A 16,464-nucleotide genomic window follows, 5' to 3' on the forward strand; every position below is an offset into this window, starting at 1 on the left:
TTCACCATGTCGAATTTGTTAACGGGTATTGCTGCTTCTCCCGGCTTCGCTATTGCCAAAGCTTACCGGCTGAAGGCCTCGACTTATGTTCCTGTCCGAAGCGAAGTGACAGATACCAAGCAGGAAGCACAACGCTTTCGGGAAGCCGTCGAGCAGGCTAAACAGGAATTGGAATCGATTCGAGAGCTGACGGAAGCGAGACTCGGTTCCCAGAAGGCTGAAATTTTTGAATCGCATTTACTTTCGCTCGAGGATCCGGATTTCATAGATGTCATTCTTGATAACATCGTGCAGGAAGCAATCAATGCAGAGTACGCGCTTCATGAGGTTTCACAAGCTTTTATTGAGGCGCTGCTGGCGATGGATAATGAGCTGTTAAGAGAACGCGCCGCCGATGTACGCGATGTATCCGGGCGCTTAATGAGCGGATTGCGCGGGGAGAAGTATACCACCGTCTCGGATATTGCAGAGGAGTCTATTATTATAGCCGAGGATCTCTCCCCCTCGGATACGGCACAGCTCAATTTGGATGTGGTGCGGGGTTTTATTACGGAAATCGGAAGCCGTACGTCCCACTCCGCGATCATGGCCCGTTCGTTGGGTATCCCGGCCATCGTCGGTGTCGGAGCGAGCGCAGGAGAGATTACAGCGGGTGTCACCGTCATTATGGATGCCGTAGAAGGCCGTATGGTGGTTGATCCGAGCGAAGAGGAATTGGAAGCTTACCGTCAGAAGAAGGAACAATACGAAATCCGTCAGGCCGAGCTGAGCAAGCTCAAGGATCAGCCCACGATTTCCAAAGACGGCCGACAGGTAGAGCTCGCAGCCAATATCGGCAGTGTGGAGGACATGCAGAAGGTGCTCGATAACGGCGCTGAAGGCATCGGATTGTTCCGGACGGAATTTTTATATATGGGACGGAGTTCATTTCCTACGGAAGAGGAGCAATTCAAGGTCTATAAGTATGTGCTTGAAAAAATGGAGGGCAAGCCGGTCGTTATCCGTACACTGGATATCGGTGGCGACAAGGAGCTTCCATATCTGGAGCTTCCTAAAGAGAGCAATCCTTTTCTTGGCCTGCGTGCCGTTCGTCTTTGCCTCGATCGGCAGGATTTATTCCGCACGCAGCTGCGCGCACTTCTACGGGCAAGCCGTCACGGCCAACTGAAGATCATGTTCCCGATGATTGCTGTTCTCGAAGAGCTTTTGGAAGCCAAGCGTCTGCTTCAAGAAGAGAGAGACAAGCTTGTCCAAGAAGGCCAAGCGGTAGCTGACCACATCGAAGTAGGAATGATGATCGAAGTGCCTGCAGCGGCGCTTGCGGCAGATAGCTTTGCCCAAGAGGTCGATTTCTTCAGTATCGGGACGAACGATCTGATTCAATATACAATGGCTGCAGACCGGATGAACGAAACCGTATCGTACCTGTATCAACCGTGTCATCCTTCCATTCTCAGACTCATTCAAATGGTTATTCGCGCGGCTGAGCGAGAGGGCAAGTGGGTCGGCATGTGCGGGGAGATGGCCGGCGATGAAACGGCGATTCCTCTGCTGCTGGGACTAGGGCTGCATGAGTTTAGTATGAGCGCCAGTTCCATTCTACCTGCCAGAGCGCTGATTCGTGAGCTTGTTCAAGAAGAATGGGTCGCTCACGCTGATCGTGCGCTCGCGATGAGAAGCCAGAATGAAATCAAAGAGTATGTTCATATGCTGACAAGGAGTGATTCTAAGTGACATCCCAAACCTTTACTGTGCTCAATCCTTCCGGATTTCATGCACGCCCTACGAAAATGTTCGTTCAGACCGCCAGCACGTTCCCGTGTAAAGTGAATGTGATTAAAAATGGTAAGAAAGTGAACGGAAAAAGCTCGTTAAGCATGCTTACGCTAGGGATTGCCCTGAATGACGAGGTTACGCTGGAGACCGACGGAGAACAAGAAGAGCAGGCGCTTCAAGAATTGGGCGAGCTGTTGGTCAAGATTTACGAGGAATAGCAGTGACATAACTGCACCTAGGATTACAAAGTACAAGCCACTGTGAAGTAATTCTTACCTGGCTAAGGACACCATTATTCGATGGTGTTCTTTTTTATTGCTGATTTTTTGTCCGTTTGTTACTATTTACCTATGTGTCAATTTAACAATAGGAGAAGAGAACGGCGGAAGGGGAATTTCAGCATGAAGGGCAGATCCATACTTTGGTTTATTGTATTAACCGTATTCGCTTTACTTACTGCGTGTACTCCAGGAGAAAAGGCTCCTAAAGCGGCAGAAGAGGAGCCGGCCATATGGATGTTTAAAAAGGGAGAGAAGGATTCGAAGACAGGAGAATTATATGTAAAGCGCATGAATCAGGAGCCGGAGAAAGTGGCCAATGAGGTTGCAATTGGGAATTTTGTACCGTATCCTGACGCGAAAAGAGTCCTATTTTTGGATGGCGAAAATAATCTATATGCTTGGGAGACCGGGAAAGAAAAGGAGAAAGTGGATAGCGACGTCCAATTCCATTCCATCGAAATTTCGGCGGATGGACAAAAAATATATTATTTAAATTCGGATCAAGCTTTATATGTCCTTGAGAAGGGAAAAGAAAAATCTAAGCTCGGCAGCGAGGTATCCAGCTATCGGTTAGCCGGTGACGGCGGTACAGTCTATTATTTGGACGATGCAAGCAGCTTGTACCGAATTCCGCCTGCAGGTGATAAGGAGAAGCTTGCCTCCGATGTAAATTTCTTTGAAGTATCAAGAGACACCAAATCGGTTGTCTATCAGTCGGAGGAGAGCATGATTTATGTTCTCCGTGACCAGGGCGTAAAGTATAAGCTGTCCAATAGCAATGCCGGCGATGCGTATATTTCATCGGATGGCGGCTTTGTCACTTTGACGGATGAATTTAACACGGACAAAGGGTATGGAGAGCTGTATTTGTCGCAGTGGGGTAAAAATGAGTACGCTCGGGAGAAAATCGCTTCCGATATTCGGAATCATTTTATTTCATGGGACGAGAAGTCGGTCTATTACCTCAATAGCGAGAACCATTTATATCAATTCGATATTAAATCGAAGCAAAAAACAAAGGTGGCTTCCGAAATAAATGAATTGGAATTCAGTAAAGACCACCAGCTTTTTGCCTATTTAAATAAGGACGAGGATTTGTATGTTTGGGAAGCAGGTAAAGAAGCTGAAAAAGTAGCTTCTGAAATTAGAACGGTACAGGTCATGGACAATAAAGCCGTATATTATGATGATAAAGACGGCAATATTTATGTAAAATTGTACGGCAAAGAAAAAGCTAAGATCGAGCTTAATGCAGAGGAATACAGTATATCGAACGAGATTTTATATTATGCGACTAAGGATCATAAAATCGGCGTTGTTCTACCGGGAAAAACGGAGGGAACGTTCCTCTTGGAGCAGGTAGAGCCCTATCAATCTATTTATAGCTCAAGGCAATTATTGTATCAAAAATTAGCCAAAATTGAAGACGTATCCGGATATTGGTACAGCGAAGAGGAAAAGGGTTATGTTTTCTTTGAAAAATCCGGGGACCAAGAGATGAAGATGTCTTACTATCATTTGGATGAGGAAGAAATCTTGAAGCTTCAAGTCGACCATAGCGAAGAGGATAAGCTCTATGTTACCGATTTGGAAAATGATGAGCACAGTGCAGTTATTATCATTAACGGCAAGGATCAAATTACTTTAAGCGATGACGACTCGGAGAACATTATTTTTAAACGAAGCTCCAAAGAAGAGCTGGATAAGATGAAAGCTAATGTAGAGGCAGAAAATAAACAAATCTTATCTACATTTGAGAAGAGCATTCGTGCATTAGAGCAAGAAGATCTCGAAGGTTATTTAGCAACGATTGATCAGGATTCTTATGTTTATGAGGAAACTCAAGAGACGATGGCTTTTCTATTTGAAACTTATGATGGTATTAAGTATGAGATCGAAAGCTCAAAGATGATTGAACGCTCTGAGGACGAAGCCGTTGTAGAAGTGGTGCAAATTACGCGAGGCAGCGGCCCAGATTTTGCGGATAATAAGACGGTCACGGAGCATACTTTGATCAAAAGTAGTGACGGCACATGGAAAGTAAGTAATTCTAATGTGATTGATATGGAGTATTTGGAATAGCGGCAAACAAAACCAGCTGTCCCCAAGCAGAATATCCTACAAGGGGACAGCTATGGGATTCCCGGAAATAGGAATACCTTCCGCCTTTGGGCAAGTAACCTATCATGGGCGTGGGGTATGGAAGAGCTTGAAATGGGGTCTGGTTATTACGGTTCTGGGCGATATTCTTGTGATCCTGTTCCGTGAGCCTCTGATCTAGCTATCGCAGCGGATGAATGGACACGCGGCATCATCATGTTCTTTCGTTGGAGAAGCAGAGCGTGGGGGAAAAAGTCTCTGGTGGATCACTCCGGTAAGCCTGAGTCTGAGCCTATGGCAGCCGTCTCCGGTACTTAATAAATAATAGGGCTGACCCTGTTGTGGTCAGCCCTATCTATCATCTTACTGTATTAAATGACGCCTTGCGCGATCATAGCGTCTGCTACTTTGGTAAATCCGGCGATATTCGCCCCCACCACCAGGTTTCCAGGGTGACCGTATTCTTCAGCGGCTTGTACGCTGCTTCTGTAAATGTCTTTCATAATGGCGTGAAGTTTATCATCGACTTCGTGGAAACTCCAAGAATATCTCATGCTGTTTTGGGCCATTTCCAATGCGGACACGGCAACACCTCCGGCATTAGCTGCTTTTGCAGGTCCGAACAGGACGTTATTCTCTAAGAACACATCGATGGCTTCCAATGTGGAAGGCATATTCGCGCCTTCGCCTACGGCTTTGACGCCATTGGCAACCAGAAGCCTAGCAGAAGCTTCGTTGATTTCGTTCTGAGTAGCGCACGGGAGGGCGATGTCACATGGGATTGTCCAAATTCCGTCGCAACCTTCATGATATTGCGCATGAGGATGCTCTTTTACATATTCGCTGATACGTTTTCTCTCAACTTCTTTAAGACGTTTAACCGTTTCAAATTTAATGCCGTCCGGATCATATACATATCCGTTAGAATCGCTGCAAGCGACTACTTTTGCGCCAAACTGGATTGCTTTTTGAATGGCATAAATGGAGACGTTACCGGAACCGGAGATCACAACAGTACTTCCCTCGAAGCCCAAGCCTATGGATTTCAACATTTCTTCCACGAAATAGACCGTACCGTATCCAGTGGCTTCTGTACGCGCCAAGCTGCCGCCGTAACCGATTCCTTTGCCTGTAAGTACTCCGGCTTCGTTACCCCCGCGGATTCTTCTATATTGACCGAACATATAACCGATTTCTCTTGCGCCTACGCCAATATCACCGGCAGGTACGTCGACGTCCGGACCGATATATTTGAATAACTCCGTCATAAAGCTTTGGGTAAATCTCATGACCTCTCCGTCGGACTTGCCTTTAGGGTCGAAGTCGGATCCTCCCTTGCCTCCGCCGATAGGTTGACCTGTCAAAGAGTTCTTGAAAATCTGCTCAAATCCTAGAAACTTAATAATGCTGGCGTTAACGGATGGGTGGAATCTTAATCCTCCCTTGTAAGGGCCCAGGACGCTGTTGAACTGAACGCGGAAACCGCGGTTGACTTGAACCTTCCCTTGATCGTCTACCCAAGGAACTCTGAAGGTAATGATTCTTTCGGGCTCGACAATCCTTTCAAGGATACCGGCTTTCATGTACTTAGGGTGTTTTGCAAATACGGGGACAAGGGAGAATAAAATTTCCTTAATCGCTTGATGGAACTCGTTTTCGTAAGCATTGCGCTTGATTACGGTCTCATAAACTTCGTTCACATACTTTCTTGCTTCTAATTCGTTGTGCTGTGTTGTTTCCAAAGTTGCCATGCTATAACCTCCGTTATTTTATTATCTTCAGGTCAAAAGATTTTACCCCATTCAGATTATTTTTGCATATTTATTTAAAGAAAACAATATGTTTTAACTCAAAAATGTAAGTGGTTAATTAAGGAAAGCTGAGAGGCATATTTTCTAACATCATATGTTATGAACTGTAAAAAATATGTGGATATTTTTTACATGTAGTGTATAATTTATATAGGTACACTATATATGTGCCGAATAGCGTTTGGATACAGGTTGGAGGCTGCTGCATTATGCGAAATGTGATGTCGTTTTTAAAGCCATACCGAATAGCGATCATCATTGCTCTGTTTTTAATGCTTGTCGAGTTAATGGTGGAGCTGCTGCATCCGCTGCTGATGGCCAAAATCATCAATGAAGGCATTATGAAAAAAGAACTCTCCGTTGTGCTGCGATGGGGAGGAATCATGGTAGGCATTTCATTGCTCGGGTTTGCCTCAGGCATTATCAATTCGTTCTTTGCGGCCCATGTCAGCCAAAGCTTCGGGCTCGACATTCGAAAAAGCTTATTTGCGAAGGTTCAGTCGTTTTCGTATGCCCGTTTTCACCAGTTTGCCACCTCTACTTTAATTACGAGAGTCACAAGCGATGTAACCCAGCTGCAAAATATTGTGTTTGCGGGCCTGCGTATTATGATGCGCGCTCCTTTGTTTATGATATTGGGTATGGTCATGGCTTTAACGGTGCACTTTCAATTGGCTTTTATTTTAGTGGTCGTCATTCCTCTCCTGCTCGTTTTTATGGCAGTTATGATGAAGAAGGGATTTACGTTGTTCCGTTCCGTGCAGGAACGCCTAGACCATGCTAATGGAATTGTCCGCGAAAATTTAATGGGAATCCGATTGATTAAAGCTTTCGTGAGAGACGGTCACGAAATGAAGCGCTTCTCGAATGCCAATGAGGATTTGATGGACCGCACAGCCTCGGCTTTGAGGCTGATTGAGCTGACGATCCCGATGCTGCTCTTGGTAATGAATTCGAGTATATTATTCATCCTTTGGTACGGCAGTTTGGAAGTGAATGCGAATCATGCAAATCTTGGCGAAATCGTTGCGATTGTCAATTATGCGACTCGGATTACAGGCTCGTTTTCGGTGGTTTCGATGATTATGATGATCCTATCTCGGGGTAAAGCTTCGGCAAATCGAATTTCGGAAGTACTCGCAGCCAAGGTAGACGAGAAGGATTCCGGCCCTAGGGAGTCGGCTCATCGTGTAACGGAAGGCAAGCTTGTTTTTAAGGAGGTTTCGTTTCAATATCCGGGGACTTCAGAACCGGTCCTCAAGTCCGTCTCGTTTACTGCCCAGCCCGGCGAAACCGTCGCTATTCTAGGAGCTACAGGCTCGGGGAAAACTTCCTTGTTTCAGCTCATACCACGTCTGTACGAGGCGAGCGGCGGAACCCTCCTCATCGACGGCACCGATATCCGAACCATGAAGCCGGAAGAATTGCGCGAGGAGATCGGGCTGGTTCCTCAAGAGGCCATACTGTTTACAGGGACGATAAGAGACAATATCCTGTGGGGAAAAGAGGATGCTTCGATGGAACAGGTTATCCAAGCGGCTCAAGCGGCTCAAATTCATGAAACCATTATGAAGCTGTCGCATCAATATGAGACTGTCGTGGGGCAGAAAGGGGTTAATTTGTCGGGAGGGCAAAAGCAGCGTCTTTCGATTGCAAGGGCGTTGATACGCAAACCGAAGCTTTTATTATTGGATGACAGTACGAGCGCATTGGATTTAAATACAGAAGCCAGGCTGCTCGCCGCTTTGAGTACCTTTCCATGCACGAGGCTGATCATTACCCAAAAAATCGGCACGGCCATGAGAGCGGACCAAATCCTGCTTCTGGATGATGGACGTCTGCTGGCCGCGGGAAAACATGAAGCGTTAATGCGGCAATCCGAGCTCTACCGCCAAATCGTTCGATCACAGTTCATTGAGGAGGATACAGCCCATGTTTAACCCTCCCACTCCATTTCAACCGGCGGGAGGCAGGGGGCCATCTGCCGCGCGAATAGGCGCACCGGTCCCCAAAGGAAAGCCCTTCGCCAAACACGGACTGCGTACTCTCAGAAATATATGGACTTATCTTTCCGTTCATCGGAGATTTCTGGTGCTTATTTTCATGATGGTGATCATAAGCTCTTTGCTCGGTCTTCTCGGGCCATATTTGCTCGGCGTAACGATCGATACCTACATGGGAACTGAGCAAAACCAAGGTCTGTTTACCCTTATGATGATCTTGGGGGGAGTGTACCTGCTTCATTCGATATCGACCTGGCTGCAAAATTATTGGATGATCGGCGTTGCCCAACAAACCGTGTATGCCATGCGGTCGGACCTGTTTCGTCATCTGCATAAGCTTCCGGTGTCTTTTTTTGCCAAGCGGCAGCATGGCGAGGTCATGAGCCGGCTCACCAATGATATAGATAATGTGAGTCAGACGCTCAACAGTTCCTTTATCCAATTGGTTTCCAGTGTGCTTACCTTCATTGGAATGATCGGCCTGATGATTTGGCTCAGCATGCCGCTGACCTTGATTACGTTATCGATGATTCCCATCATGGTTCTGGGCATGAAGTGGATTACGGCGCGTACGGGAAAATATTTTAAAGAGCAGCAGCGGAACATGGGAGAGTTGAACGGTTTTGTGGAGGAGGCGCTTTCCGGTCAAAGTGTCGTCAAAGCCTTTTCGCGGGAAGAGAATATGATTTCGGAATTTAATGCGAAAGCGGAAAAATTAAAAGCAGCCGGTTATTGGGCCCAAACCTACTCGGGATTTATCACTAAGTTAATGAACGTATTAAATAACCTGAGCTTTGCGGTGATTGCCGGAGCGGGAGGGGTTCTTGCGCTGCATGATATGGTTTCGATCGGGGTAATCGTTACGTTCGCCGAATATTCCAGACAATTCACGCGGCCGCTGAATGATTTGGCCAACCAATGGAATACGTTTCTTTCCGCGGTGGCCGGGGCCGAAAGGGTGTTTGAAGTGCTGGAGGAGGATGAGGAAGAGAAAGACGAGAAGAAAGCCATATCGCTGTCGGGATTGCGGGGAGACATCGAGTTCGCGGACGTGTCATTCTCATACAATCAGGAAACTCAAACGTTAAAGGGTATGGATTTTCATATTTCTTCAGGGGAGACAGTAGCGTTGGTCGGCCCGACAGGAGCGGGAAAATCGACCGTTGTGCAGCTTCTCACCCGTTTTTATGATGCGGACCACGGTCAAATCTTTATTGACGGGTATGACATCCGTAATATCAAACGGGCGAGTCTTCGCGGGCATATGGGCTTTGTGCTGCAGGACGCTTTTCTCTTTCAGGGGACGATTCGGGACAACATCCGTTACGGCAGACTGGAGGCGACTGATCAAGAAGTGGAGCAAGCCGCCAAGCTAGCTAATGCGCATTCGTTTATCATGAAGCTGCCTGAGCGGTACGATACGGCTGTGCATCATGACGGAAGCGGAATCAGTCAAGGCCAGAAGCAGCTGCTGTCCATTGCCCGGGCCGTCTTGGCCGATCCGTCCATATTGATATTAGATGAGGCGACAAGCAGTATCGATACGATTACGGAGATCAAAATCCAAGAAGCATTATCCCGTTTGATGAAGGGCAGAACCAATGTGGTCATCGCTCATCGGTTGAATACGATCCAAAAAGCGGATCAAATCTTGGTAATTGATGAGGGAAGGCTGATCGAGAGAGGGACCCACGGCTCTCTTTTGAAGGAAAAGGGTTATTATTACGGACTGTTTCACAGCCAATCTCAAAACGAACCGGTGTCTTGAATATCGAATCGCCTTCAAGGCAGTTCGGTACGAAGTCGGCTGCTGCAAGGTAAAACCCCTCATTATTACAAAGGGGTGTTACCTTGCGAGAGGTTTTCCCGGCGCAATACCGAGAGAATGGCCTTCTTGATTTCCTGATAGCCCGTACACCGGCAAATGTTGGACTGCAGCCAATCTTGGATGATTTCATCACTGGCTTGGGGGTGTTTTTGAATTAAGGCATGACAATTCATAATGAACCCTGGGGTGCAGTAACCGCATTGAAAGGCCCCATGGTCGATAAAAGCTCTTTGAATGGGAGTATCCGTCAGCCCTTCAATCGTGGTGACCGGTTTTCCCGAGGCCTCTACGGCAAGCATGAGGCATGATTTCATCGGCCAGCCGTCGACCAGAACCGTGCAGGCGCCGCAGTCTCCATTGAGACAGCCGGGCTTGGCGCCGGTCAGCCCCAGTCCTTCCCTCAGCACGTCCAAAAGAATATCCGCCGGTCTGACGACCACATTCTTTTGTTCCTTATTCACGCTAAGCTCCACCATGACCTTATAAGCATCGATATCCCGCATGCTATTCTCCCCCCAGCGAACGGATCGTTTCCAGCAGTGTGTTTTTCAGGACCCATTCCCGGTAAGCCGCCGATCCGTTGATATCGTCGAGTGTAGGTGCAGGCAAATGGACAAGGGCCTGCTCGATTCTCAGCTTAAGCGGAATCTCCCGCCGGTTTAACAGGTCTTCCATTATCGGTGACCGAAAAGGGAATGCGCATACACCGCTGAAGGCCACCCGAATCATAGAGTTCGTTTGGATGGCGGCTATGGTAACCAACGGATAACCGATAGCGGACACTTTCCGCTTTTTCACCGAAGCATAAGGCATACGGATATAGCTTGAATCGGTGATCGACTGAACCAGAAATTCTCCCTTTTCCAGCCGGAGCTGTCCATTGAACACCTGATGGATCGACACCTGTTTCCACCCTGCGGGACCGGCGACCCGTACTTCACTATCGGTCAATAATAAGGGCAGAACCACTTCCCTATACATCAGGTTGCTGCAAATGTTTCCGCCCAGCGTAATTTTATTTCGGGAGGTCCGGTCGGCAACGCCGGCTGCGGCTTCTCCCAGCAGGGGAAAGGCGCGCACGTCATGCAGCTGAGACAAGCTTAATGCTGATCCGAGAACCAGCTTTTGATCATGGACGGCAAGCGTATTGCATTCGGGAATTCTTTTGATATCAATTACTGCACGAGGTTGAAGAAGATGGATTCTACCCATCGTGATGATTTCTGTTCCTCCGGCATAATAAAGCGGTTCTTTGCCCTGAAGAGCAAGATCATGAAACAGGCGAACAGCTTCAAGCGCGGTGACCGGCTGATAATATTCGAAATTATACGGAATCATGCTGCGCCTCCATAACCGTTTTCCAAACGCACTCGGGAAAAAGGGGAAGCCGGTTGAGAGGGACTCCGGCGGCTCTGGAGAGCGCGCTTGCAAGTGCCGCAGGCATTCCGATCAGCCCATGCTCACCCAGTGCCCGCGCTCCGAAAGGCGCTTCCAAACAAGGATTCTCCACAAATTCGACGACATATTCGGGCTGCTCCCCATAGCGGATAAGATGGTAATTGCGAAGCGAAGGGTTATAAATGATCCCTTCGTTGTCGAAGTGGAAGGTTTCCCGATTGGCGAAACTCAGACCCATACTCATCGCACCTATGACCTGACCTTCGGCAGTCTTCGGATTCAACACTTTACCGGCATCAATCACGGAGACGGCCTTGATCATTTTGTAGGTATACTCTCTGGTATCCAGCTCAATCTCCACCGCCTGCGCCGCCACATTCCATTCCGGTCCGGGATTGCCTTCCCCTGTTTCCGGATTCAGATAGGTCATTTGTCTTTGAATATAATGGCCTTCTCCGATAATTTGTCCTCCGATAGAATTCCCGTTAGGGTACTTGTAGCCGTAACAGATATCTTTGACTGCGATTTGCACGGAAGGATCGGCTTTCACAAAAATATTTCCCCGTCCGAGCTCCAAATCTTCCGGGTCGACCCTGAGCACGCAGGCGGCAATATCCAGCAGCTGGCGTATAGCATCGTCCGCCGCCTTCAAAACCGCGCGTCCGGCCATAAACGTTCCGCGGCTTGCCACGGTTTTCCAATGCTCGGGGGTGATCTGAGTATGGATGGGAAAACGGACATGAATTTGCTCCGGATCCATCCGCATGCGTTCGGCGAGCATCTGCGCGAGCACCGTCTTCGTTCCTGTCCCGATTTCCACAACCCCGGATTCCAAATTCAGGCTGCCGTCGGCATTGAAAGAAACAATAGCTCCTGAGCTGGCGTCCGGATCCATGGAGGAATTTTTCCAGCAGCAGCTGATGCCTTTAGCCCGGACTTTATGAGCGTCCACCCGCCGGACGGTCCAGTCGTCCCATTCGATCAGTATCCGCATTCTTTGCATGCATTCCTGCAAATGGCCGAGATTGCTGGAATTCAGAACATTCCGCGTCGGGCTGGTATCGCCCGGGGCTACGATGTTCTTCATGCGAAGCTCCATAGGGTCCATCTTCAGCTTGTCGGCCAAGGCGTCCATGGCTCGTTCTATGGCAAACGTCAGCTCCGAATGGCCGTATCCGCGGTAAGCGGAAGCATAAGGATGGTTGGTATATAGGGTCAAACAATCGCAGTACAGATTGTCGATCGCATAAGGTCCCGTACAATCTCCTGCCGCTGCTCTGGATACGTCGCTCGATTTGTCGCAATAGGCGCCTCCGTCAAACTGATAGATGATCTCTGCAGCTGTAATTTTGCCTTCTCGCGTACTTCCCAGTTTGACTCTGGCCTCAAGGCCGATATGTGCAGGGGAGGTCACCATATCCTCTTCTCTGGTGTTGACGATTTTGACCTTGCGGCCCCCGACCGCCTTGGAAGCGATATAGGCGATAAGCTCGAGCTGTATGGCCGCTTTCCCACCATAACCTCCTCCAACGAAAGGCGTTTTGACAATAATTTTGCCCGAATCCATGTGGAAATAGAGACCCATGTATTTTTTGACTGCAAAAGGGGCTTGAGAGGAGGTTTCTATGATGATATGGCCGTCCGGCCTTATTTCCGCCAGGGCGCTTCGCGTTTCCATCGCGGCATGATCGGACGGGGGGAATGCCACGCTATTTTCGATGATCGTTTCGCAATCCTTCCAGCCTCTCTCCAGATCTCCCTTACGAATTTTGATGATGCTCGCGATGTTGGTGCCTGGACGGGAGATAACGCCGGGTGCTTTGTCATATTCCCCGAGCTTTTCGTGGACTAAAGGAGCATCAAACCGCATGGCTTCCGTGGGGGAATTCACTACAGGCAGGATTTTATACTGCACTTTGATTAAATAGACGGCTTGAAGTGCGCTAGCTTCGCTGTCTGCCACAACAACGGCAACGGTTTCACCAAAATATCTGACCTTGTCTTTGGCTATAATGGGCCGATCCCGAATTTCCTCGCCTGTCAGCATATCGCAGGCTTCTCCGGTCAATATGGCGCGGACGCCTTTAATCTGCCAGGCTTGGGACGTATCGATCTTTACTATGGCGGCATGGGCATAAGGACTGGTCATCATTCTTGCGTGAAGCATCCCGGCTTCCACGCGATCTCCGGTGTATTTGGCCGCTCCCGTTACCTTATCAAGCGACTCCTTCTTGGGGATACTCTTGCCGATGACCTTCAGGTGATCCATGCTTTCCCTCCCGATTCATTGACTTTACCTTGGGCAGATACCCTGAACATCAGTAAATTATATGAATCCGGAGTCTCTTTAGTACGTTATTTGAATTCACGGGAAGGAAGCGGGAAAAGGGACTCCTTTTATGGAGTAGTTGTGTCATGTTAGTAAAGATGATGCGGGGAGTATTCGACTCGTTGGTTATGCAACGCTCAGATGGACATGACCTTAAATTAATCTAAAACGTTCCAATTGATCCCACAAGCGTTCTTTTTGCAGAATCTCTATTTGCTTCGAACCGATCAAATCAAAGTGGGGAAAAGGATCGCGGTTATGAATATATCTGGGATCTAATCCGTTGGTTGCGCACCATTCAGATAAGCGTTCCAGGTTCGTGCAGCCTACTTTGGTTACCGTATTGATGCCCGGAAAACGCGGCTCCAGCCAAAAGTGGGTTATAAAAGCGATCTCCCCCCTGGTCACAGCTTCTTTCCACTGAGTCAGTTCTTCTCTGGTGATCCCGAATGCCACGGTGCTTCCTCCTTAACCTATCCGGGTCTTCATGATAGATAATGATTCATTATAGCAAGGATCAATGTTGATTGCGATTCGATTCATTGTCATCTGATCGGGACATCGATATGATATGTGCCACCAATATTGTAGCTGTCGGTTCATGGAGTCACTTCCTTCCACAACGTATGCCAGATCAATTGACTCTAAAGGACCAACGCGGCTGCATATTGGACAAATAACGAACAACTTTCGCTAATTGCCGAGATGAAATTGTATAAAATTTCCTTTAGAATAATTGTAGTACTAAGTCCATTGACCTAAAATTAAAGATATCGATATATAATAATGAATAGGGGGGTTAAAATATGGTAAAAAAATGGATGCCGGTATTATTATGTTTCGTGTTGTTGTTTTCTTTTGCGGGTATAGGTGCTGCGGCATCGATTCCTCAAGACTGTGATTCCATTCAAGGTCAAGGCGAATTGTTGTTCTGCTCTTACTCGGCAAAGTACGAGAACGACAACACCCTACTGGTGCAAGGTATGTTCGTTAATGTGGGATCTTCCGTTGTGACGCAGGTAGATAAGTTGAATATTAAGGTTACCGATAAGAATGGCACATTAATTGCTGATGCCGTATGGGAGAAGGACCCGGCCATGATGCAGTTGAACCTGAAGCCAGGTCAAACCCATCTGATCGATCTTCCTTTTGACGGCGCGCTGAAAGGCGACGTTACCACTGTAGATACAAGCTATGAAATGGACATTACCTTAGAGCAGCCAGCCATTCAAGCCAAAGGCAGCATCAACATCTACGTCGATGACAGTCCGGTGAAATCCGAAGTGGCCCCTTTCGTTAAGGATGGCAGTACGCTTGTTCCGCTGCGCGCGATCTTCGAGGCTATGGGCGTTAATGTAGCTTGGGATGGACCGACGCAAACCGTAACGGCAACGGATGACACGAACAAGCTGGTTCTAAAAATCGGGGAGAAGAAGCTGACGATCAATGGAGAAACGGTGACGTTCGATGTGCCTGCCCAAATCGTCGAAGGTTCCACCTTCGTACCGCTTCGTGCTGTGGCCGAGTCCTTGAACTCGTATGTATTTTACGGAAAGTTCGATGATGCCGTAACGATTGCGATTATAAGCAAATAGTAATCATCCTCTTCCATAACATGAAAAAAAGCATCGACCGCACTCTGAAGCGGCCGGTGCTTTTTGCTATGTATTTCGTCCTGTTCCAGACGCTAAGTCCCATTCCTCCGCAAGTATCCCGTAAACGGCGAGATCGATGTAGCGACCATATAACCGCTGGCCTCCGCGGGCGACTCCTTCGAACGTAAAACCCAGCCGCTCCGGCACAGCACGGCTTTTCAGATTGTCTACGCCGGCTCTAATCTCAACCCGATGCAGCCCAAGCCCAAGCTCGTCAAACGCATAAGAGACCATCGCGCGGCAGGCGCGGGTCATGATGCCGCGGCCTTGGTAGGATTCGCCAAGCCAATACCCAATGGACGTGTGCCGGTTCAGTCGGCTGAGTGCATGATGATCGATCGTACCGCACAATTCACCACGAAACAAGATTCCTGCGGTAATGCCTTCCCCTTTGGACCAACGGGTTCGGGCGGACTCGATGAAGGATCGGCTGTCCTGCGAGCTTTTTGTGCTGTCGATCCAAGCCATCCATTCCCTCAGATAGCTGCGGTTCGCATTCGTAAGCCGGAACATCACTTCCGCGTCACCGGGCTCCAACAGCTTTAACTGTACTTCGTGATCGACGATGTACTTAAACATGCACCAGACCTCCTTTGGACGAAGATATCATGCGCAGCCTAGTTTTTTGTGCTACCAACCAAGAGATATGATTCAATATCGAGAAAAACAATGGACCAAAACATTGAAGGAGGAGATAAATGAACAAAGAATTCATTGTAATAAAAAACATAGCGATCCTTGCACCGACTTCAAGAGTATAGGTAATATTCATTAGCGGTGGGATGATTTACCTGAAGGTTGCGATGAAGAAAGACGGGTACACGTAGATCATAAGATATATTCAATGATATCATAGAAGAGAACGGCGAGCCATGATAGCGGGTTACCCGTTGTCACAACGCTCGCCATTTATATAATAGCTGTCCTCCCGATAGGCGATAAAAGCTATCTCCACCTCAGGGATTCCGAGCGAGCGGACATGCATCGTTATCGTCTGCGCTACGCGGTCTCTTATGCTTTGTCCCCGTTCAAACCAAGCGACCTCGATGAAGGGATAGGATTCAACAATCTCCCCATCGAATACAGATGTCGTGTGAATACACTCGATCATAAAATTGTCCGTCCCGCATTCGCAAACGACAGCCAAATCCTCAACTAGGGTTTTGCTGATCAAGCACATTTGCTCCACGGGTACGCCTCTAACGATAATGTGCGGCATGAGTTAGACTCCTTTCGTTATGAAAAAACTCACCCCCTTAGGAGGAGTGAGTTCGAATGATCGG

At 48.1% G+C, this 16,464-nt stretch carries 14 protein-coding genes; 7 read left to right on the forward strand and 7 right to left on the reverse strand.

The features are described from left to right. Positions 1-6 precede the first annotated feature (6 nt). The 4 genes from ptsP (at position 7) to JOE45_RS18750 (ending at position 4,338) form a co-directional block, all read left to right on the forward strand. Complete coding sequence (gene ptsP / locus JOE45_RS18735) at positions 7-1,734, forward strand: phosphoenolpyruvate--protein phosphotransferase (RefSeq protein ID WP_210022895.1); 1,728 nt, start codon at positions 7-9, stop codon at positions 1,732-1,734. Continuing rightward, positions 1,731-1,994: an HPr family phosphocarrier protein gene (locus JOE45_RS18740; protein WP_210022894.1), complete on the forward strand. Its 264-nt coding sequence runs from the start codon at positions 1,731-1,733 to the stop codon at positions 1,992-1,994. Before ptsP ends, JOE45_RS18740 begins: the two co-directional genes overlap by 4 nt. Before the next feature lie 183 nt (positions 1,995-2,177). Further along, a complete protein-coding gene (locus JOE45_RS18745) occupies positions 2,178-4,139 on the forward strand; it encodes a hypothetical protein (protein ID WP_210022893.1) in 1,962 nt (653 codons plus the stop codon). A 52-nt stretch (positions 4,140-4,191) separates the two neighbouring features. Further along, positions 4,192-4,338, forward strand: coding sequence for a hypothetical protein (locus JOE45_RS18750; protein ID WP_210022892.1), 147 nt, complete (start codon positions 4,192-4,194; stop codon positions 4,336-4,338). 190 nt (positions 4,339-4,528) lie between these two features. On the opposite strand, the gene gdhA is transcribed toward JOE45_RS18750, so the two are convergent. Continuing rightward, positions 4,529-5,908 (reverse strand): NADP-specific glutamate dehydrogenase, encoded by a 1,380-nt coding sequence (gene gdhA / locus JOE45_RS18755; RefSeq protein ID WP_210022891.1) that lies wholly within the window; start codon positions 5,906-5,908, stop codon positions 4,529-4,531. A 269-nt stretch (positions 5,909-6,177) separates the two neighbouring features. On the opposite strand from gdhA, the gene JOE45_RS18760 reads away from it, so the two are divergent. Both JOE45_RS18760 and JOE45_RS18765 read left to right on the forward strand, forming a co-directional pair. Continuing rightward, positions 6,178-7,908, forward strand: coding sequence for an ABC transporter ATP-binding protein (locus tag JOE45_RS18760; RefSeq protein ID WP_210022890.1), 1,731 nt, complete (start codon positions 6,178-6,180; stop codon positions 7,906-7,908). After that, complete coding sequence (locus tag JOE45_RS18765; RefSeq protein WP_210022889.1) at positions 7,901-9,739, forward strand: ABC transporter ATP-binding protein; 1,839 nt, start codon at positions 7,901-7,903, stop codon at positions 9,737-9,739. Before JOE45_RS18760 ends, JOE45_RS18765 begins: the two co-directional genes overlap by 8 nt. Positions 9,740-9,804: 65 nt before the next feature. Here JOE45_RS18765 and JOE45_RS18770 read toward each other — a convergent pair whose 3' ends face one another. The 4 genes from JOE45_RS18770 to JOE45_RS18785 form a co-directional block, all read right to left on the reverse strand. Continuing rightward, complete coding sequence (locus JOE45_RS18770) at positions 9,805-10,302, reverse strand: (2Fe-2S)-binding protein (RefSeq protein WP_245247070.1); 498 nt, start codon at positions 10,300-10,302, stop codon at positions 9,805-9,807. 1 nt (position 10,303) lies between these two features. Beyond that, entirely contained in the window at positions 10,304-11,137 is an 834-nt protein-coding gene (locus JOE45_RS18775; protein WP_210022888.1) for an FAD binding domain-containing protein, read from the reverse strand. Further along, positions 11,124-13,466: a xanthine dehydrogenase family protein molybdopterin-binding subunit gene (locus JOE45_RS18780; protein ID WP_210022887.1), complete on the reverse strand. Its 2,343-nt coding sequence runs from the start codon at positions 13,464-13,466 to the stop codon at positions 11,124-11,126. The genes JOE45_RS18775 and JOE45_RS18780 overlap by 14 nt, the downstream gene beginning before the upstream one ends. 213 nt (positions 13,467-13,679) lie before the next feature. Beyond that, entirely contained in the window at positions 13,680-13,982 is a 303-nt protein-coding gene (locus tag JOE45_RS18785; protein WP_210022886.1) for a hypothetical protein, read from the reverse strand. A 350-nt stretch (positions 13,983-14,332) separates the two neighbouring features. On the opposite strand from JOE45_RS18785, the gene JOE45_RS18790 reads away from it, so the two are divergent. Continuing rightward, positions 14,333-15,121, forward strand: coding sequence for a copper amine oxidase N-terminal domain-containing protein (locus tag JOE45_RS18790; RefSeq protein ID WP_210022885.1), 789 nt, complete (start codon positions 14,333-14,335; stop codon positions 15,119-15,121). Between the two features lie 66 nt (positions 15,122-15,187). On the opposite strand, the gene JOE45_RS18795 is transcribed toward JOE45_RS18790, so the two are convergent. Next, complete coding sequence (locus JOE45_RS18795) at positions 15,188-15,760, reverse strand: GNAT family N-acetyltransferase (RefSeq protein WP_210022884.1); 573 nt, start codon at positions 15,758-15,760, stop codon at positions 15,188-15,190. 304 nt (positions 15,761-16,064) lie between these two features. Further along, a complete protein-coding gene (locus JOE45_RS18800; protein WP_210022883.1) occupies positions 16,065-16,400 on the reverse strand; it encodes a DUF1904 family protein in 336 nt (111 codons plus the stop codon). Positions 16,401-16,464: the final 64 nt, after the last annotated feature.

This window comes from Paenibacillus sp. PvR098 (genome assembly GCF_017833255.1).
Classification (GTDB): Bacteria; Bacillota; Bacilli; order Paenibacillales; family NBRC-103111; genus Paenibacillus_G.